This window comes from Mesorhizobium sp. BH1-1-4 (assembly GCF_020165665.1).
Lineage (GTDB): Bacteria > Pseudomonadota > Alphaproteobacteria > Rhizobiales > Rhizobiaceae > Mesorhizobium.
In genome coordinates this window covers 18,930-38,629 of sequence record NZ_JAIUIN010000003.1, presented here as the reverse complement: position 1 = coordinate 38,629, position 19,700 = coordinate 18,930, and the positions used below count along the sequence as shown (strand labels likewise).

The 19,700-nt window shown below is 61.5% G+C and carries 16 protein-coding genes; 4 read left to right on the top strand and 12 right to left on the bottom strand.

Translation table 11 applies throughout. The features are described 5' to 3' along the window. The first annotated feature begins 149 nt into the window (after nt 1-149). Nucleotides 150-1,739, top strand: a complete 1,590-nt coding sequence (locus LB569_RS06545; RefSeq protein WP_224691550.1) for a DEAD/DEAH box helicase — start codon at nt 150-152, stop codon at nt 1,737-1,739. 36 nt (nt 1,740-1,775) lie between these two features. On the opposite strand, the gene LB569_RS06540 is transcribed toward LB569_RS06545, so the two are convergent. Genes LB569_RS06540 through LB569_RS31920 form a run of 4 tightly spaced genes read right to left on the bottom strand, consistent with a single transcriptional unit; the run spans nt 1,776 to nt 5,011 of the window. After that, complete coding sequence (locus LB569_RS06540) at nt 1,776-2,447, bottom strand: WbqC family protein (protein WP_224691549.1); 672 nt, start codon at nt 2,445-2,447, stop codon at nt 1,776-1,778. Continuing rightward, a complete protein-coding gene (locus tag LB569_RS06535) occupies nt 2,444-3,385 on the bottom strand; it encodes a hypothetical protein (RefSeq protein ID WP_224691548.1) in 942 nt (313 codons plus the stop codon). The genes LB569_RS06540 and LB569_RS06535 overlap by 4 nt, the downstream gene beginning before the upstream one ends. 10 nt (nt 3,386-3,395) lie before the next feature. Continuing rightward, the gene (locus tag LB569_RS06530; protein ID WP_224691547.1) at nt 3,396-4,343 is read right to left on the bottom strand and encodes a hypothetical protein; all 948 of its coding nucleotides are present in this window, start codon (nt 4,341-4,343) and stop codon (nt 3,396-3,398) included. Further along, a complete protein-coding gene (locus LB569_RS31920; RefSeq protein ID WP_224691546.1) occupies nt 4,343-5,011 on the bottom strand; it encodes an acetyltransferase in 669 nt (222 codons plus the stop codon). Before LB569_RS31920 ends, LB569_RS06530 begins: the two co-directional genes overlap by 1 nt. 187 nt (nt 5,012-5,198) lie before the next feature. Here LB569_RS31920 and LB569_RS06520 point away from each other — a divergent pair, with 187 nt between their 5' ends. Both LB569_RS06520 and LB569_RS06515 read left to right on the top strand, forming a co-directional pair. Further along, entirely contained in the window at nt 5,199-6,866 is a 1,668-nt protein-coding gene (locus LB569_RS06520; RefSeq protein ID WP_224691545.1) for a B12-binding domain-containing radical SAM protein, read from the top strand. Then, nucleotides 6,863-7,999, top strand: coding sequence for a DegT/DnrJ/EryC1/StrS family aminotransferase (locus tag LB569_RS06515; protein ID WP_224691544.1), 1,137 nt, complete (start codon nt 6,863-6,865; stop codon nt 7,997-7,999). The genes LB569_RS06520 and LB569_RS06515 overlap by 4 nt, the downstream gene beginning before the upstream one ends. Nucleotides 8,000-8,049: 50 nt before the next feature. On the opposite strand, the gene LB569_RS06510 is transcribed toward LB569_RS06515, so the two are convergent. The 8 genes from LB569_RS06510 to LB569_RS06475 form a co-directional block, all read right to left on the bottom strand. Continuing rightward, nucleotides 8,050-8,658, bottom strand: a complete 609-nt coding sequence (locus tag LB569_RS06510) for a hypothetical protein (protein WP_224691543.1) — start codon at nt 8,656-8,658, stop codon at nt 8,050-8,052. Nucleotides 8,659-8,901: 243 nt separating this feature from the next. Beyond that, a complete protein-coding gene (locus tag LB569_RS06505; protein ID WP_224534496.1) occupies nt 8,902-9,552 on the bottom strand; it encodes an OmpA family protein in 651 nt (216 codons plus the stop codon). Nucleotides 9,553-9,703: 151 nt separating this feature from the next. Continuing rightward, nucleotides 9,704-10,072 carry a GFA family protein gene (locus LB569_RS06500; RefSeq protein ID WP_224691892.1) on the bottom strand — a complete coding sequence of 123 codons (369 nt, stop codon included), beginning with the start codon at nt 10,070-10,072 and terminating at the stop codon, nt 9,704-9,706. 113 nt (nt 10,073-10,185) lie between these two features. Further along, nucleotides 10,186-10,563, bottom strand: a complete 378-nt coding sequence (locus LB569_RS06495) for a hypothetical protein (RefSeq protein WP_224691542.1) — start codon at nt 10,561-10,563, stop codon at nt 10,186-10,188. Between the two features lie 274 nt (nt 10,564-10,837). Further along, a protein-coding gene (gene prfB, locus LB569_RS06490) for a peptide chain release factor 2 (protein WP_140710339.1) occupies nt 10,838-11,969 on the bottom strand; the annotation gives its coding sequence in 2 pieces (ribosomal slippage) (nt 10,838-11,902 and nt 11,904-11,969; 1,131 coding nt in all). A 125-nt stretch (nt 11,970-12,094) separates the two neighbouring features. Continuing rightward, a complete protein-coding gene (locus LB569_RS06485; protein WP_224691541.1) occupies nt 12,095-14,551 on the bottom strand; it encodes a penicillin-binding protein 1A in 2,457 nt (818 codons plus the stop codon). A gap of 214 nt (nt 14,552-14,765) precedes the next feature. Further along, on the bottom strand, nt 14,766-16,028 hold the full coding sequence (locus LB569_RS06480; RefSeq protein ID WP_224691540.1) for an N-acetylmuramoyl-L-alanine amidase: 1,263 nt from the start codon (nt 16,026-16,028) through the stop codon (nt 14,766-14,768). A 259-nt stretch (nt 16,029-16,287) separates the two neighbouring features. Next, nucleotides 16,288-16,587: a hypothetical protein gene (locus LB569_RS06475; RefSeq protein ID WP_224691539.1), complete on the bottom strand. Its 300-nt coding sequence runs from the start codon at nt 16,585-16,587 to the stop codon at nt 16,288-16,290. A gap of 92 nt (nt 16,588-16,679) precedes the next feature. Here LB569_RS06475 and LB569_RS06470 point away from each other — a divergent pair, with 92 nt between their 5' ends. After that, nucleotides 16,680-19,613 (top strand): ribonuclease E/G, encoded by a 2,934-nt coding sequence (locus LB569_RS06470; protein WP_224691538.1) that lies wholly within the window; start codon nt 16,680-16,682, stop codon nt 19,611-19,613. Nucleotides 19,614-19,700: the final 87 nt, after the last annotated feature.

Below are 19,700 nucleotides of genomic sequence, written 5' to 3'. Positions count from 1 at the left end.
GTTACAACTTCACAATCGCGCCAATCCTGCCCGTTTCTGTTGACAAATCGCGGGCTTGCGCCTAATCGCAATACCAATCTTGCAGGCGCGTGGCGCTTGCCGCGACGAATGACGTTGCGCTTCCCCGAACCAGCCAAAGACAGCAACACTTGTCCTCAGACACGACGATCGCTCAAGAAGCGTTGACCTTTTCAGACCTCGGCCTGTCGCCGAAGGTGCTTTCCGCAGTCACCGATGCCGGCTACACGCAGCCGACTCCGATCCAGGCTGGTGCGATCCCGCACGCCTTGCTCGGCAAGGACGTGCTGGGCATTGCCCAGACCGGCACCGGCAAGACCGCCTCCTTCGTGCTGCCGATGCTGACCCGGCTGGAAAAAGGCCGCGCCCGCGCCCGCATGCCGCGCACGCTGATCCTCGAGCCGACGCGTGAGCTTGCCGCGCAGGTCGAGGAAAACTTCGTCAAATACGGCAAGAACCACAAGCTCAACATCGCGCTGCTGATCGGCGGCGTTTCGTTCGACGAGCAGGACAAGAAGCTGGAGCGCGGCGCCGATGTGCTGATCGCGACGCCAGGCCGTCTGCTCGACCACCGCGAACGCGGCAAGCTGCTGCTGAATGGCGTCGAGATCCTCGTCATCGACGAGGCCGACCGCATGCTCGACATGGGGTTCATTCCCGACATCGAGCGCATCTGCGAGATGATTCCGTTCACCCGGCAGACGCTGTTCTTCTCGGCCACCATGCCGCCGGAGATCACCAAGCTGACGGAAAAATTCCTGCATGCGCCGGTGCGTGTCGAAGTCTCCAAGGCCGCGTCGGCTGCCACCAACATCATCCAGCGGCTGGTCAAATCGGGCTCCAAGCCTTGGGACAAGCGCGAAACGCTGCGCAACCTGATCAAGGCCGAGGACGCGGAGCTGAAGAACGCGATCATCTTCTGCAACCGCAAGATCGAGGTCTCGGAGCTGTTCCGCTCGCTGCTGAAATATGATTTCGACGCCGGTGCGCTGCATGGGGACATGGACCAGCGCGCCCGCATGCAGATGCTGGCCAATTTCCGCGACGGCAAGCTGCGCTATCTCGTCGCCTCGGATGTCGCCGCGCGCGGCCTCGACATTCCCGACGTCAGCCATGTCTTCAACTACGACGTGCCGATCCATGCCGAGGATTATGTCCACCGCATCGGCCGCACCGGCCGCGCCGGCCGCTCGGGCAAGTCCTTCACCATCGCGACCAAGTCCGACACCAAATATATCGATGCCATCGAGCGGCTGATCGGCACCAAGATCGAGTGGCATGACGGCGACCTGTCGACCGTGGTCGCCAGCGAAGGCGAGGACGATGCTCCGCGCCGCGGCAAGGGCGCGCCGCGCCGCGCCGGCCGCAAGGACGAAGACCGCAAGCCCCATGACCGCAAGGACAATGGCGAACGCAAGAGGGGCGGCGAACGCCGTTCCAGACACAGCGAGGAAGACGTCTCGGCCGTTCCTGCCCAGCCGCACGACCAGCCCGATGTAGCGGAAGCGGCCGACACTACCGATCGGCGCGCGCGCAAGGACGCGATCCGCTCGGAAAACGGTGAGCGCAAGACCTCTTCGGATCGCGCGCCCGAGCGTGGCGATACGCGGCCGCAACGCGAAGGCAACCGCCCCGCCCGGCACCGCCAGGAAGACAACGACGCCACCGTCGGTTTCGGCGACGACATGCCCGCCTTCATGCGCATCGTCGCCAAGGTCTGATTGTCTCGGCCGGAAAATGGCTGCCGAAAGATCGGCTCACGCGGTCCAACGGGAAGTAGTTCGGACATCGTCGCGAAGATCGGCGAGGTGATCGCCACACAAGGCGGGCAAAATATAAGGGAATCGCCCTGCATAGGGCACTAGAAAATGCAAATCGATGCCCGCCTCCCGGAAGGCCTCGGCCTCATAGAGGCTGCGGCCGCCGGGAGCGTTGATGTAGCGCTGCCCGCCGAGTGCCTGTACGATACTGATGACGCGCTCCTGTCCTCGCAGGGTAGGGTCGATGTCTATGTTTGAACTGCGCAAGATCTCAGGTTCGAGGTCAAGCGCGTCGGCTGTTAGCCGAAGACCTTCTTCGAGATAACCGGTCATATCGCCAAGCGGCCCGGTCAGATAGCGGCTGATCCGCTCTGAGACCGGTGTTGCCGCTCGATCCGGTAGGCCGAAGACGGCAAGCCGCTTGTCGAGAGTGGATCGGGCGTCGCTCGCCCACCTCAGATTCTTTATCAATGTCACGAAGGGCATGGGCGCGAGCGGCAATGTCAGCCAGCGACCCGGCGACATTTGGCAACGATGTACGCGCCCTCGGCGCGGGAACTGGACATCGTCGAAAATGACGAAGACGTCGCATGCAGCTAAAAGGCGGAAATAGCCTGCATAGGGGAAGAAGTATGGTTGCATCACCGCGATGGTGCGCTTGCCAGTCACCGCCTTACGGGCTCGCCATAGAATGGGTAGGTAAGACTTCGTACATGATGCTGGAATGCCTCCAGTACAGGAGATGAGAACGACCTGCTGCAGAACGCATCGAATTCGTTCCGATTCCATAAGAAGCTGTGACGGTTGAATTGGTCACCACGCAGATAGTGCAGTACCCGGACGTCAGCGGCATCGCGCAGACCGTAAGCCAGCATCTCATCCGAATTGGGGCAATTATATTCCGGCCCGATAGCGAGCGTGTCGACTCCGACAGTCAAGATCGCCAACGACAATGCGATCTGGCCAGAAAAGACGAAGGACGGCGTATCCCTTAGATAGCGTGTCACACGCTCCGTCAGAGAACGAATCAAAGGCTGAATCAGAATGAAAGCCGGTCTGTTGAAGGCAACAAAACCATAGTTGAAGTAGGCTGGGCTGCGACCCGAGGCTTCATCCGGTGACTCGGAATATCGCCAGTCCAATGGAGTGTCGCCAAAGCCGAATTCGTCGAGAAGCCGCCGCCATGCGGCATTATTTTCCGCGCCATTCCGCGAAAACGGTGAGAAATGCGCTGGCAGTCCGGCAACGAGAGGCCGCTCGGCACCGCGCATGCTTGCAAGAAGATCGTCGATCGGTCGCATAAGACAAGCGTCGGCGTCTATCATAACAACGACATCGCCTCGCGGCGATTCCACGTAGCGGTCGATGCCGGAGGAGAAGCCACGGTCGCTGACAGGGTGTGGTACCGGACGCCAGATTACCGGATAGGTCCGCGACCAGCGATTGACGGCGTAAATTTCGTCCAGATCTGCATGGCCCCCCACGGAGACGACGATAGGGGCCGCGGCATAAGCGCCACCCAGTTTCGCCAGCGACAGAGCCGCGAGCTTGATGTTGGAAAAGAACTCCGGTCCGGGGAGGATCGGAATACGAAACTCGAAATTCATCCTATTCCCGTCACCTCAGATCGCGGGTTGCCCAACCGATGCCATCTTGGCCAAACCCGTTGCCATTGTAGAACATCACTTCACCAGAGGCGCACTGCATGACGCAACCATAGGCCTGCATCCAGCTGTCGAAATCACCTGCTACCGGCGAATTGCTGAAAATCACAGGCTCCGCTTCACCTACTATGTCACCTCGGGCATTGATACGTCGTGAAAAAAGGCGATAGGCTTCGTTGCCGCCGTTACGAAACTGCTTTCCACGCCGACTGTACCACAGCCGCATCCCGTCATCCCCCTGTGTAACCCAAGGACGCGTCAGGCTGGCCCCCTCATCGGCGTCCTCATGCAGGCAGAGGCTCGAGCCTGTTTCCCACAGGATTCCGTCTTCTGAAATGCAACTGCGTATGCCATAGACGGGCTCCCGGCTTCCGTCGACATCCATCCAGCCAGTACCGCTTGTATACCACATGCGGTAGCCGCCCTCGATTGCGCTGACGAAGGGGGTCGACACGAAATATGGATCTTTCGGCCCAATCCCGCGGACCGGCCCAGGGGATATCCGCTCGAAAGTCAGCCCGTCGTCGCTGATGGCAAGTCCGATGGCAAGCTGAGTGCGAACATCGAGGCGTGGATAAATACCAGAATAATAGAGGTGGATGCGGCCGCCGATTATGAGCGCGCAGGAAGGTCCCAACCCGCTGCTATCGAAGGTCCCCGGCGGGCCGGGCACCATTATTGCATCGAGATGCTCGGCCAGTATGCGCATGCCGTCCAGCGGGTCGACATCGACTGCCATCATGGACGACAGATTGCCGGCATCGCGGCCCGCGAAATAGATTCGCCAGAGCCGAGATGACAAGGCGAGCACCGTCGGGCTTTGTGCATGGCTGGCCCACCATTGGTGTCCGGCCTTTACCGGCAGCAGAAGCCCCTTCCTGGTCCACTTATAGTCGGGCATTAGCGAAACTTCATAGCTTTGAGACGGTCGCTCGAATAGGGTTTCGGCAAATCGAATGGATGACGCACCACACTGTTGGGCGGCAAATCGCGCCGGATCATCGCTCGGGACTCGATGTAAGTTCCCGAGCCGACCGTGATGCCGTTGTCGACGCCGACCTGGCCACCGATGAAGCAGCAGGTGCCGATATGGACACCACTTGCCAGCCCCACCTGCGACGAGAGAAAGCAGAAGTCGTCGACTGTGGTGTGATGGCCCACATGGCTGTTGCTCCAGATAATTACGCCCTCACCTAGGCGGACAAACGGCTGTAGCGTGCAGTTTTCCAGGATGAAACAGTTGTCGCCAACCATCTCCGCCATGTTGTGCGCCGAAGGATGGATGAAGCGCGCGAAGTCGTATCCACGCGCCCTGCCTTCCCTGTGCCGGTCCCGTCGGAACTCGTTTAGCCTCTGGTAACTGAGCGGACCGATAAGTTTGACCGTGCCAGGCGGAAAGCGCTCTTCAAGTCCTTCCCAGGCGACCACGGGGAGATTCTTGAATTCGGTTTGCGTGAGAAAGCCTTTGTCGACAGTGAACCCGACGACACGATCCTCGCTGAATTTATCGAAATAGGCTTTGGCGACTTCAGCAAGTTGCCCTGCTCCAAAAATAACCACGTCCGCCACGCCATCCCTCCCCGTTATGCTTTGGTCCGCTCGTCACCGATCGCCGATCGCGGGGTCATGCCGCCGTATCAGTCATTGCGAGGTCTTGTGGAATTGGTGATAAGATCTGGAGACGAACTTGTACACCTCGTGGCAATCTACGCGAAACGCAAGTCCGGATCCCGCAATTCAGACAGGCTCAGCTTCGATGCACAATGCGAAAATGCCGTCGTTGCGCCAGCTTCGGGTTTGCCTCGTCAATCCGCGGTTTCGCCCGTCTTACTGGACCCGTGACGAGGTGCTTCCTGTTCTGCCTGGCAACAAGCGCAACTGGACCGTGACCGGGTCCTTGCCGGCTCTGGCGGCGCTTGCTCCTGACCACTGCGAGGTCGTCCTGCTCGACGAGAATGTCGAGGACGTCGATTTCGAGCGTCTGGCCGGCTTCGACATCATCGGCGTGACCGGCATGATCGTGCAACGTGACCGTTTATTTGAAATACTCGACGGACTTCGCGATCTCCCGGTCACCGTGGTCGTGGGCGGCCCCTACGTCTCAGTGTCGGAGGCGGAATTTCTCGATCGCTGCGACGTGCGCTTCATCGGCGAAGCTGAAGAGACATGGCCAGCCTTCCTGACGGCTTTCGCCCTCGGTGAGACAGTTCAGACCCGTTATGAGCAGAACGCGAAAACAAATATGGAGACCGTGCCGACGCCTCGATACGATCTGCTCAAACCCGGGAGCTACATGATGGCGTCCTTACAGTTTTCACGGGGATGTCCCTTCCTTTGCGAATTCTGTGACATCATCACCATCTTCGGCCGCCGCCCCCGTCTAAAGTTGCCGGCGCAAATGATTCGCGAATTTGAGGCCATCGTGAGGGCGGGGTTCCGCATCTGTTTTCTGGTCGACGACAATTTCATCGGCAACAAGGTCAAGGCCAAGGAGCTTCTGCGAGCCTTGGTCGATTGGCAGCAGGCCAATGGCTATCCATTGGTCTTTTCGACAGAGGCCAGCATCAATCTGGCCGATGACGAAGAAATGCTCGATCTGATGCGCCTGGCCAACTTCCGCCAGGTCTTTATCGGTGTTGAGTCGCCCCGTGCCGCGTCATTGGTCGAGACGCGAAAGGTCCAGAACGTCCGTGGCGACAGCATGATCGACAAGCTGCAGCGCATCCGCGACAGCGGGCTGGTGATCCAGGCGGGATTCATTGTCGGTTTTGACAGCGACGATGACGCGATCTTCGACGAACAGTTCGAGTTCATTCAGCAAATCGGCATCGCCCAGGCATCGGTGGCAATCTTATGCCCGATTCCGACAACGCCGCTCTACGACCGGCTGAAGATGGAAGGCCGCCTGGATCTTGATGATCCCGACGTCAGTTTTCACCCGAAGAGTATGACGCGCGAAGCGCTGAAGATCGGCTACGACAGGTTGGTGCGGCGCCTCTACGAGCCCGACGCGTACTTCCGCCGGCTTGTGGATGGCTATGTCGGATCACCGGGCTTTCGCAAGAACCGAGCGACCGTTGCGGCCTTGGCCGGCCGGAAGCGTTCCGTCATCAACCGGATGGCGGACGTTGCCAGTGCTATTCTGATGGCTGCTCGCCTGTTTAGAGCTCTGCTGGCCCGGCGGCGCGTGCTTTCGCTCGGCAGTGCGTATGTCAGGCACTGGCGCCGGAATCGGCGTCTCTGCGGCCGGGAAGCAATACCATTAGCCAGTTTCGTGCTGCTCTGCGCGGAACACTGGCATTTCCACACCATAGCGCTGACGAGCAGAAAGATCGAGATCGGAACCAGCCGACCCGAAACCTTGCGACCGATAACCAAAAACGAAGAGCTCTATACATGTCTGACAGCGGGTGACGGAGCTTGAGCCCAGACAGGCTATGGGACGCCGATCCCGTTCCCGCACCAGATATTCCGGTGGCGCGGCCGCGGTTGCCAACGGCCGAGGGCATCCTTCCCTATCTGCGCGAGATAGACGCGCTCCGTTGGTATAGCAACAACGGTCCATTAAACCGGCGCTTTCAGCAAGCCCTGGAAGTTCGGTTCGCTGCCGGCCACATCGTCTGCGGAGCAAACGCAACATTGGGCCTAGCACTGGCACTGATGGCTCAAACTCCCCCGAAAGGCAGCCTCTGCATGATGCCGTCCTGGACCTTCGCCGCGAGCGCGCATGCTGCGATCCTGGCTGGGCTTGTTCCGTGGCTCGTCGATGTCGACTTGGATTCTCAACAATTGCTGCCCGAGGCTTCGGCGGAGTTCCTCCGCCAAGCCCCCGGGCATGTCGGTGCAGTCATGCCAGTCATGCCGTTTGGCCGGCCGATGGACCTCGCGAACTGGGATGGATTCAAGAGCGAGACTGGTCTTGCCGTGGTGATCGACGCGGCCGCTGCCTTCGACACATTGACGCCGTCTCAGGTTCCAGCTGTCGTCAGCCTGCATGCCACGAAGGCACTCGGCATCGGCGAAGGTTGCCTCATAGCGTCCAATGATGGTGTCCTGATTGGCGAAATTGCGAAAGCCGCCAATTTTGGCTTTCTGGGTTCGCGTGAAGCGATCTCGCCGGCATTGAATGGCAAGCTCAGCGAGTACGGGGCCGCTGTCGGCTTGGCCGCGCTTGACGTCTGGCCACATACGCGTGCCGCCTACAAACATGTTGCCATGAGCTACAGGCGCTCGCTTGCACCCGTCTCCGGGGTGAGCCTTCCAGCCGGGTTCGGTGAACGATGGATATCCTCCACCGTCACGGTTGGCTTGCCGCTGGGATCAATGGACCGGGCGCTCACGGCGCTGACGGAAACGGGGATCGGCGTACGCCGCTGGTGGGGTGGCGGTCTGCACCGGCAAGCGGCCTTCGCACACCTTCCAAAGATGCCTTTGCCGATCACTGACACGCTGGTGGCGACGCAACTGGGGCTACCCTGTTGGACCGATCTTGCCGATAAAACGATCTTCCGTATATGCGAAATCCTCGCAGAAGCGCTTGCCATGACAAAGAGTTAGAGCGGTTCGGCGTTCCGCGGAACATCGAACCGCCCGCTCCAGTTCGCTCGTTACATTGGCCCAGGCATCATCTTGGTCGGCTTCTCCAGCATCGGGAACTCGGCTTTGTTGCATTTCACCTTCGGATTCGTCGGGCTGAACATGCCGTTCGGATTGTCGGCGAACAGCCAAGCGTGAAGATCATAGTGGACGAACTCCCTCGGAATGAGCGGATAATGTCCCTCCATCGGGCCCATGAAGGTTTGACCAAACAGCTTCGGCGGCGCCTTGACGTCCGGGGTCAACGGCACCAGCCATTCCACGCCGACCAATTTCAGGCCTTTCCTGGTCGGCTCGTAGATCAGGACGTTGGGCTTCATCGGGTCGAGCTTCTGGCCGACACTCGGGACGTTGACGAAATGGATGCCCATGGCGCCCTTCGGATAGTCCATGGAGCCGGGTATCTTTTCGCCACTGTAATAGACGCAGCCGACCGTCGAGAGATAGAGATCGCGGACGGCGGCGGTGTAGTCCTCATATTTGGCGAGCGACTTCTTCAAGGCCTCGATGTCGGCCTTGCTGGCGTCCTCGGCATGAGCCACAGCGAGGCCCAACCATGCACCGACGACGCTTGTCAAAGCGAGGACGCCGCAGCGTCCAAGGCTGGCTGTTCTTGTCATTGCATTCCTCCCAGATTTCATGATCTGGCCGTGCAAGACCGAGGCGGAAAGTGTCGATTACGCGGCCAGTTGTACCGCCTCATCCCCTCTGGAACGATGTCGATGCTATTCCTTTCCGTGACCGCGGGAAAGCAGTTATTTAGATATTGCTAATTTTAAAGCGGCACCCCGAGAGGGGGGTCGAAATCCGCTCAAACAAAAACGGCCCCCGACGGGGCCGTTTCGCATTTCCTTGCCGAACAATCAGGTGAGCGGCGAAAGCTGGATCTCGACGCGCCGGTTCTGTTCGCGACCAGCGGCCGTCGCGTTGGAAGCGATCGGCCGCGTCTTGCCGAAGCCGGTGACGGCGAAGCGGCGTTGATCAACGCCCTGGCCGGAGAGGTAGTTGGCGACCGCCAGCGCACGGCGCTGCGACAGATCGAAATTGTGCTGATCGCCACCGGTCGAATCGGTATGGCCAAAGACGTCGACCGTGGTCTGCTTGAACTTCTTCAGCACCAGCGCGACGGAATTCAGCACCGGATAGAAACCGGGCTTCACAGCGTCCTGATCGATATTGAAGGTGATGTCGGACGGCATGTTGAGGATGATCTGGTCGCCGCTGCGGGTGACGCTGACGCCGGTGCCCTGAAGCTGCCGGCGCAGTTCCGCCTCGTTCTGGTCCATCGTGGCGCCGATGGCGCCGCCGGCCAGCGCGCCGATGCCGGCGCCGATCAGCGCGTTGCGGCGGTCATTGCCGCCGGCAAGCAGGCCGAGGCTGGCACCGGCCAACGCGCCGAGACCGGCGCCCGCGGCCGTGTTGGAAATCTTCTGGTCGCCCGTATACGGATCGGTGGTGGTGCACGCGGTCACGAGCAAAGCCGTCGCCACAACGACGAGCACGGTCTTTTTCATAGAATGATCCCTCTCAAAGTCACGCCTTACGATGGCGCCAAATCAGCCCTTGCCGCGACTTGTACCATGAATTGCGGCGAAAAGCGGAACGGGAAAAGTGGCCGGCGCGGCTTTTCCCGGAGCTGGCGGCGTGACGAAGCGCCGTGACCGGCTACCAGAGATTCTTGCCGTCAATGACCACCACTTCGACCTTGTCGAGATCGAAATCATCGAACAGCCGCGCGTTGACGCTGATCTTCGGATTGTCGAAATCCGGCTCGCCGGTCGACCAGTCCGGCGTTTCGGTGAAAGTGCCACAGCCGCAAGTGGCGCAAAAACCGTGCTTTATGGTCTTCGAGCCCCACTGATAGAAGGCAACGTTCTTCAGCGGCGTGATGAGCCTGAACTGCGATGGGACGTAATAGGCCCAGAGCGAGCCGCGTTTCGAGCAGAACGAACAGGTGCATTGCGTCACCGTGCCCGGTGCCTCCGAAACCTCGAATGTCGTCGCCTTGCAGTGGCAGCTTGCCTTGATGGTCATGAACATCACCTCTCCATTGTCCGCCGCCCAGGCGGCAGGGCACCATAAAGAGGCGATCCTGACAACCGTCCGTCAGCAGGCTTTAGGCCTGGACAGGCGGCAGCAGATCCAAACTAGTAGGACAATGGCGGCACGAACAGGCAGATGGTCTTGCCGGCATCAAGCCCGGCCTCATGCGCGCACCAATGGAACTCGCCATCGGGCGAATCCTTGATTCGCCTGTCGCTATAGGCCAGCACCTCCCCGGTGTCCTTGATGACATAGCCGTCCGGGCGCTCGCTGATCGAGGTTTGCGACACCTCGTGGCAGTCGAAATTGGCGCAACAGGCGAACGGGTAACTCCAGCCTTGCGGCTTGGCCGCGGTCGGCTTGGCGTCATGCGCCACAGCCGGTGCCGACACGGATGCGATCACACAGGCCGCGTACACAGGAAGGAGGAGTTGGCCAACCGACGGAACGGCGACGGCTGATCTGGAACTGGAAGCAAACATGGCAACGTTCCTTTCAAACGAGGTTCAAGCGTTTCGCCTGCCCGTTTCCCGGAACGTGTCTTCCCAACGGCCGAACCGTCAGCAGATATGCCGCGACCGGCCATAAATGCTTTTGTCTTCTCCCGGCCGCGATGGTGAGCCGAAATGTGAGTCGGCGCAAGAATTGCCGGAGGCCGCATATTGCCCGGCCTTCGCGGCACAATCTGTTTCTCACACGGTAGCACCCGCGCCGAGATCATGAGGAAACCGGCCGAACCGAAGACGCGCGGACCGTTTAATCCAGATCCGCCACGGCTTCGCCGGCACCGCCTTCGATGCGCTGTGACAGCGATGCTTCCATGAAGTCGTCGAGATCACCATCGAGGACGCTGGAGGGGCTGGTGCTTTCGACCCCGGTGCGCAGATCCTTCACCAACTGGTAGGGCTGCAGCACGTAGGAACGGATCTGGTGACCCCAGCCGATGTCGCTCTTCGAGGCTTCGGTCGCGTTGGCCACCGCTTCGCGCTTCTTCAGCTCTTCCTCATAGAGTCGCGAGCGCAGCATTTCCCAGGCCTTCGCCTTGTTCTTGTGCTGCGAGCGTTCCGCCTGGCAGGCGACCGCGATGCCGGTGGCGATATGGGTGATGCGCACGGCCGAATCGGTGGTGTTGACATGCTGGCCGCCGGAACCCGACGACCGATAGGTATCGATGCGGACGTCCGATTCGGAAACGTCGATCTCGATCGCATCGTCGACGACGGGATAGACCCACACGCTGGAGAAGGATGTGTGCCGGCGCGCATTGCTGTCATAGGGCGAGATGCGCACCAGGCGGTGGACGCCGGATTCGGTCTTCAGCCAACCATAGGCATTGTGGCCCTTGATCAGAAGCGTGGCGGACTTGATGCCGGCCTCCTCGCCGTCATGCACTTCAAGCACCTCGACCTTGAAGCGCCGGCGCTCGGCCCAGCGCGTGTACATGCGCAGCAGCATCGACGCCCAGTCCTGGCTTTCGGTGCCGCCGGCGCCTGCATGGACTTCGAGATAGGTGTCGTTGCCGTCGGCCTCGCCCGAGAGCAGCGTTTCGACCTGGCGGGCCTTGGCCTCGCCCTGCATCGAGCGGAGCGCGGCCTCGGCCTCGGCGATGACGCCTTCGTCGCCCTCTTCCTCGCCCAGTTCGATCAGGCCGATATTGTCTTCCAGCGCCTGGGTCAGGCCTTTGACAGAGGCGATGCCTTCCTCGAGGCCCTGGCGTTCGCGCATCAGCTTCTGCGCTTCCAGCGGTTCGTTCCAGAGGCTGGCGTCCTCGGCCCGCACATTGAGGTATTCAAGCCGCTTTATGGCCTGATCCCAGTCAAAGATGCCTCCTCAGCAGGGTTATCGCCTGCCTGATCTCGTCGACAATATTCTGCGTTTCCGCGCGCATGGCCTGATGTTTTGTCCTGTTGCTGAAATGACGCTTCGGTCGGCGCGATACATAGGGACGGTGCCGCCATGTGTAAAGCGAAATGGGCCAGCCCAGGGGGCTGGCCCATTTCGGCGTGTGAACCGTCAGTAAAGGCCGCCGCCGCCGTCCTGGATGGCCTGGTTGGCCTGCGGCGACAGTGCGCCACCCGATGCGTTGGAGCCATCGGCGCCCATGCCGATCACCCAGTAGCTGTCGGCGGGGCCGGTGCCCGGCTTGAAGGCCTCGATGATGGTTCCCGGATCGCCCGAGGAAGCCCGCATACCGGTCTTGCGGTTGATGGCGACCAGGTTCATGCCGTCAGGCACCTTGAAGTCGACATTGGGCGTGCCGTCCAGCGCCACGCGCATGAAATCCTTGAAGATCGGCGCGGCAAGACCGCCGCCGGTGGCGCCATGGCCAAGGCCGCGCGGCGTGTCGTAACCCATGTAGAGCCCGACCACGAGGTTCGGCGTGTAGCCAATGAACCAGGCGTCCTTTTCGTCGTTGGTGGTGCCGGTCTTGCCGGCGATGTGGCGACCAAGCTCCCCAATGGTGGCGCCGGTGCCGCGCTGGACGACGCCTTCCATCATCGAGGTGATCTGGTAGGCGGTCATCGGATCGAGCACCTGCTCGGAATTGTCGACCAGTTCCGGCTCCGGCTGATGCTTCCATTCAGGCGCGTTGCAGCCCTCGCAGCCGCGCTCATCCTGCTTGAACACCGTCTTGCCGTAGCGATCCTGGATGCGGTCGATCAGCGACGGTTTGATCGACTTGCCGCCATTGGCCATGATCGAATAGGCCGAAACCATGCGCATCACGGTCGTCTCGCCGGAGCCCAGCGCCATCGGCAGATAAGGCGCCAGATGATCATAGACGCCGAAGCGTTCGGCATATTCGACGACCAGCTTCATGCCCATGTCGTTGGCAAGCCGCACCGTCATCAGGTTGCGCGATTTCTCGATGCCGGATCGCAGCGTTGCCGGTCCGGCGACCGTGCCGTCATAGTTCTTCGGCGTCCAGGTGGTGTTGCCGCTCTGGATGGTGATCGGTCCATCCATGATCACCGAGGCCGGCGTATAGCCATTGTCGAGCGCGGCCGAATAGACGATCGGCTTGAACGAGGAGCCCGGCTGGCGCATCGCCTGGGTGGCGCGGTTGAACTCGGACTGGGCGTAGGAGAAGCCCCCGACCATGGCCAGCACGCGGCCGGTATGCGGATCCATGGCGATCAGACCGCCTTCCACCTCGGGAACCTGACGCAGGCTGTAGGCATTGTCGGAGCCATCGTTCTTCTGCACGAAGATGACGTCGCCCGGCTTCAGCACGTCGGCCGGCGACTTGGCCCTGACCGTCTTGCCGTCGACCACATGGCGCATGGCAAAGCCCATGTCTTCTTTGCTGACGGTGCCTTCGACGCGTTCCTTCACGATATCGCCCGACGCCTGGCGCGCGGGTTGCAGGCCGATCGACAGACCTGACGCCGAACTGTCGAGCACGACGGCCAGCGACCACTCCGGAACGTCCTCCAGTCCCTTGACGGCGCCCAGCGGCACGCCCCAGTCGCCTGACGCGTCGATGGTCGTCACCGGCCCGCGATAGCCGCGCAGCGTGTCGTATTTGATGAGGCCGTTCTGCATCGCCTTGCGAGCGATCAGCTGGATCTTCGGGTCGAGCGTGGTGCGTACGGACAGGCCGCCTTCGTAGAGCGCGTTCTCGCCGTAGCGGGCGATGATCTGGCGACGCACTTCCTCGGTGAAATATTCGCCGGCGAACAGATAGGTGCCGGTGCGGCGCGGCGTCACGCCGAGCGGCTCGGCCTTGGCCTTATTGCCTTCCTCACGCGTGACGTAGCCATTCTCGACCATCTGGTCGATGACCCAGTTGCGGCGCTCGATCGCGCGATCGGCATGCTTGAACGGGTGATAGTTGTTCGGCCCCTTCGGCAGGGAGGCCAGGTAAGCGGCCTCGGCCACGGTCAGTTCGTTCACCGACTTGTCGAAATAGGTCAATGCCGCTCCGGCGACGCCATAGGCACCGAAGCCGAAGAAGATTTCGTTGAGGTAGAGCTCGAGAATGCGGTCCTTGGGATAGGCCTGCTCGATGCGGAAGGCCAGGATCATTTCCTTGATCTTGCGCTCGTAGGTCTGGTCCGCGGTCAACAGGAAGTTCTTGGCCACCTGCTGGGTGATCGTCGAGGCGCCGACCTGACGCCTGCCCGAGCCGAGATTCTGAAAATTGACGATGATGGCGCGGCCAAGGCCGGTCACGTCGATGCCCGGGTGGTTGTAGAAATTCTTGTCCTCGGCGGACAGGAAAGCGGCCTTGACCCGATCCGGAATGGCCTGGATCGGCAGATAAAGGCGACGTTCGCGCGCGTATTCCGCCATCAGCGACCCGTCCGAGGCGTGGATGCGGGTGGTCACCGGCGGCTCGTACTTGGCCAGAACCTCGTAGTCGGGCAGGTCCTTCGACAGGTGGCCGATGTAAATCGCAACGCCCGCCGCGACCAAAAGGGCCAGCGTCGTGCCGATGCCGAAGAAATAGCCAATGAGACGAATCATACCCGCTCCAGTCCTTGGTTCGGGAATTTCCTAAACGAAGCCGCCTTCCACGCAAGCTTTCGAGCCGGTCCCAAACCGTAATCGGAAAACCCATGTCGCGACCATGTGGACAAAATACGGCAAGGCCGCGTTTGGCGGCCGCAAGCCGGAAATAAAAGCACCTTGTGTTGTCATCCCGCAACGCCGCTTCAGGTTGCTGGCGCCGCGACGCATGTCAACCTCCGGTTCCGACCCCCGCGCGCGCGGAAGCGAACAATGCGACGGCATTGGTGATGCTTTGCGCCGCCTTGCCGCGCCATTCGGCGTCGAGCAGCTGCGCCTCGTCCTTGGCGTTGGAGAGATAGCCGAGCTCGACCAGCACCGACGGCACGTCCGGCGCCTTCAGCACCTTGAATCCCGCCGAACGCTGCGGATTGTTGATCAGGCCAACGCTGGTCGAGAGCTGGCCGACCAATGTGTGGGCAAAACTCATCGAGAAAGTGTGCGTCTCGCGGCGGATCAGGTCGATGAGGATGTCGGTGACTTCCTTGTTGTCGTCCTTGATGACCATGCCGGCGAACTGGTCGGACAGGTTTTCGCGGTCGGCAAGCGCCTGCGCTTCCGGGTCGGAGGCCTTGTCGGAGACCGTATAGACCGTGGCGCCGCGGATGCCCCTGACGCTGATCGTGTCGGCATGGATCGAAATCAGCAGATCGGCCTCGTGCTGGCGGGCAATGCGCACGCGGTCGTCCAGGCGCAGATATTCATCGGTATCGCGGGTCATGAAGACATCGTATCTGCCGATGGCCGCGAGCTTGTCGCGCAGCTCCGTGGCAAAGGCCAGGGTGACGTTCTTCTCGATGGTGCCGTTCAGGCCCTCGGCGCCGCCGTCTATGCCGCCATGGCCGGGATCGATGACCACGGTGAAGCGATGGCCCGGATTGGAGACGGGACCGGTGCCGACCCGGCCGCCCTTGTCGGTCGAAACGGTGGAGCCGGTGGTCAACGCCTGATTGGCAAGGGCGGCGTCGAACTCTCGTTCGGAGGCCGCCGACATGTCGATGGCAATGCGGTAACCGGTTCCGTCCTCGTTCTTGAGCACATCGAGCTTGTCGACGGCGAACGGCCCCTTGCCGGTCAGAATCAGCCGCGAGGCACCCTCGCCGAGTTCGCCGAGCCGCACGCCCTTGACCAGGCCGCGCGGCTTCAAATCCTTGGCATCCATGGCAAATCGCGTGTTCGCAATATCGATAACAAGGCGATTGGGCCCGCGCAGCAGGAACCATTTGATGTCGGGCTCGCGATCGAAATCCATGACGATGCGCATCTTGGTGGCGTCGCCGGCCATCTTGTACCCCCTCGCCACGAGCGGTGCGTCGGCGGCGTTGGCACCAGCGGAAAAGGCGGACGAAACCACCAGCAGCAACAAGAGACAGAAGGCGCACAGAAACCGGCCGCCAACACGGCATCCCTTGTCTGTGAAGTCCGCCAGTCCCATCTCTCTTCCAGTCGCTCCCGGTTTGGCGCCCGGCGCCGGCTCGTTTCATCGAAGTGCCGGTCAGGCCACGAGTTCGATTAACGATTGGTATCCAGAGAAGGTTAACCAAGCCTTTTCATGCAAGGATCGGAACCAGGCTTACGCTACGGAACTGCTTTTTGCCGGCATCGGAAATCGGGGTTGCCTTCCAACCCGCCAAATCATAAAAGCGATGGTGGATCACTGCAATCCTGGAACCGCCCTCCTCCGCAGCTTCCTGCTAAAGGGTCAGATGAAAGGCGGCTCCTTTCGCTTCACGCGAAAAGGCTTCAGGTGATTGCGACGAATTTCGCAGGTGTGCTCCCGTGGCGGGGGAATCGCCTGCGTGAGGAAAACGGCCGGGTTGTTCCCGTGCCGGCTCTGTAAGAGCAAATAAGCTGGTCCGGTTTCCGGGCTTTGGTTCAAAAGTTCTGCTGGTGACGATGGCTTCAAGCGCAATCATGGAAAGGTCCGCATCAAACCGCGCCAATTTGGCTGCGGGCGGCACCGCCATGACACGCGGGCAGCGTCCGGCGGACATTCAATTATCCGGCACCCACTCTCATCCAGACACACAGCAGCGGGCTTTGCCCCGCCAGCTGCGGCTGACGGCTGCCGGGGGGAAACGAAATAATGCCCAACAAAATGCTGATAGACGCCTCCCACCCGGAGGAAACACGCGTAGTCGTCATACGCGGTAACCGTATCGAAGAATTCGACTTTGAATCCCAGGACAAGAAGCAGCTCAAAGGAAATATCTACCTCGCCCGCGTAACGCGCGTCGAACCTTCCCTTCAGGCAGCCTTTGTCGAATATGGCGGCAACCGTCACGGTTTTCTCGCCTTCAGTGAAATACACCCCGATTACTACCAGATTCCGGTCGCCGACCGTCAGGCACTGCTGCGCGCGGAAGCGCAGGAGGCCGAGGACGAGGAGAACGAGGACGGCGAAGGCGAGGATCGCCAGAGCCGGGATCGCGGACGGCGCGGCCGCCGGCGCGGCGGCAAGACTCGCGACCGCGGTGAAAGCAGGCGCGATGCGGGTTCGGCCGATTCCGGGGACGCAAACGAAGGCATCGGCGAGACGGACGAAAACAACGACAATGGCGCTGACGCGGTCGCCGAGGACATGTCCGACGTTTCCGGAACCACGGAACATGCGTCGGATGCCTCGGAGCACGCCGTTGCATCCGAAGATAACGACGGTTCTTCCGAACAGGATGAAAGCGAGGCCAGCGACGGCGGCCCCAAGTCGATCGCCGCTTCCGTCGAAGCCGATGTGATTTCCGAGACTGTCGCCCAGGCGGAGCAAGGCAGCGAAGCCACCTCCACCGACAATGATCGCGGCATGCTGGAGGAAGTGTCCTCTTCCCATCCCGACGATCATGAGATCGAATCGGTCGGCGCCGAGGATGCGCTGGAAGAAGTGCGCAACCGCCGCAAGCCGGTGCGTCGCCAGTACAAGATCCAGGAAGTGATCAAGCGCCGGCAGATTCTGCTCGTGCAGGTGGTCAAGGAAGAGCGCGGCAACAAGGGCGCGGCGCTCACCACCTATCTGTCGCTCGCCGGCCGCTATTCGGTGCTGATGCCGAACACGGCGCGCGGCGGCGGCATTTCGCGCAAGATCACCAGCGCGGTCGACCGCAAGCGCCTCAAGGAAGTTGTTGCCGATCTCGAAGTGCCGCAAGGCATGGGGGTCATCCTGCGTACCGCCGGCGAGAGCCGCACCAAGGCCGAGATCAAGCGCGACTACGAATATCTGATGCGGCTGTGGGAGAACGTGCGCAATCTCACGCTCCAGTCCACCGCCCCTGCCCTCGTCTACGAGGAAGGCAGCCTGATCAAGCGCTCGGTGCGCGACCTCTACAACAAGGACATCGACGAGATCCTGGTTTCCGGCGAAGAGGGCTACCGCGAGGCCAAGGACTTCATGCGCATGCTGATGCCGAGCCACGCCAAGGTGGTTCAGCCGTTCCGCGACACGACGCCGATCTTCGTGCGCAACGGCATCGAGGCGCAGCTCGACCGCATGCTGCAGCCGCAGGTGACGCTGAAGAGCGGCGGCTACATCATCATCAACCAGACCGAGGCACTGGTCGCCATCGACGTCAATTCGGGACGCTCCACCAAGGAGCACTCGATCGAGGACACCGCGCTCCACACCAATCTGGAGGCGGCGGAAGAAGTTGCCCGCCAGCTCCGGTTGCGCGACCTTGCCGGCCTGATCGTCATCGACTTCATCGACATGGAGGAGAACCGTAACAACCGCTCCGTCGAGAAGCGGCTGAAGGATCACCTCAAGAACGACCGCGCCCGCATTCAGGTCGGCCGTATCTCGCATTTCGGCCTGATGGAGATGTCGCGCCAGCGCATCCGCGCCAGCGTGCTGGAATCGACCATGAAGCCGTGCCCGCATTGCGGCGGCACCGGCCATGTGCGCTCCGATTCGTCGGTCGCGCTGATGGTGGTGCGGGCGATCGAGGAATTCCTGCTCAAGGATTCGCGCAGCCACATCACGGTGCGCACGCCGGCCGCGACGGCGCTCTACGTGCTCAACCACAAGCGCGGCACGCTGGTGGAGCTGGAAAGCCGCTTCGGCCTGACCATCACCATCGAGGCCGACGATACGGTCGGCGCCCAGCACTACGCGATCTTCCGCGGCGCGCTGGCCGAAAAGCCGGAAGGCTTCGTCGAGGCGCGCAGCCTGCCCGCCTACATCGAGCCGGAAGAGCCCGAGGACGAGATCGTTGTCGTCGAGGAAGAGGACGAAGCGCCGGCTCAGGCCGAACAGCCGCGTCAGCCCCAGCAGGGCCAGCAGCAGCGGACCGCCGAGGATGGCGAAGGCCGCGACCGCAAGCGCCGCAAGCGCCGCAGGCGGCGCGGCGGCAAGGATCGCGACCGCGAGCATGGTGCTCCGACCGAGGGCGCATCCACGTCGGGTGACGGCTTCTCCGCGTCGGAAGGCGCGGCGGACCATGACGATGCCGAGGACGACGACGAGGCTGCGGTCGCCGCGACCGAGACCGTCGAAACGGCCGAAGCATCCGACGATAGCCAGGGCAAGAAGCGCCGACGCGGTAAGCGCGGCGGCAAACGCAACCGCCGTGAGGACGGCGAAGGCGAGACGGAGGCGGCAGCCGGTGAAACGACCGAACCTGCCGAGGCTGACGCTTCGCTAAGCGAGCCTGTGTCGATCGAGCCGGTGACTGCCGCGGCCGCCGAAGAGCCGGCAACTACCGTGAGCGACGAGGTGCCTAGCACCGAAAAGCCCAAGAAGCCGCGGCGCGCAGCCAAGCCGAAGAAGGCAGCCGCCGAGGCTGTGGCCGAGGAGCCGACCGTGGAAGTGGCCGTTAAGGCAGCCGCTGAGACGCCAGCCACGGCCTCGGACGAGGCGGCGGTCGCAGGAGAGACACCGAAGACCCGGCCATCACGCCGCAAGGCGGCAGCCGCCGATATACCTGTCGTACCGGTGGTTTCCTCGACCGTCGCCGATGAACCGGAAGCCAAAGCCGAATCCGAAGAAAAGCCCAAGCGTGCCGGCTGGTGGCAGCGGAAAGGCTTTTTCTAAGCTTTTCAAATACTTGAGTTGATTTTCGACAAAAAGACCCCCGCGCCGATCGAAATGAACGGCGCGGGGTTTTCATATCCGGCAGGT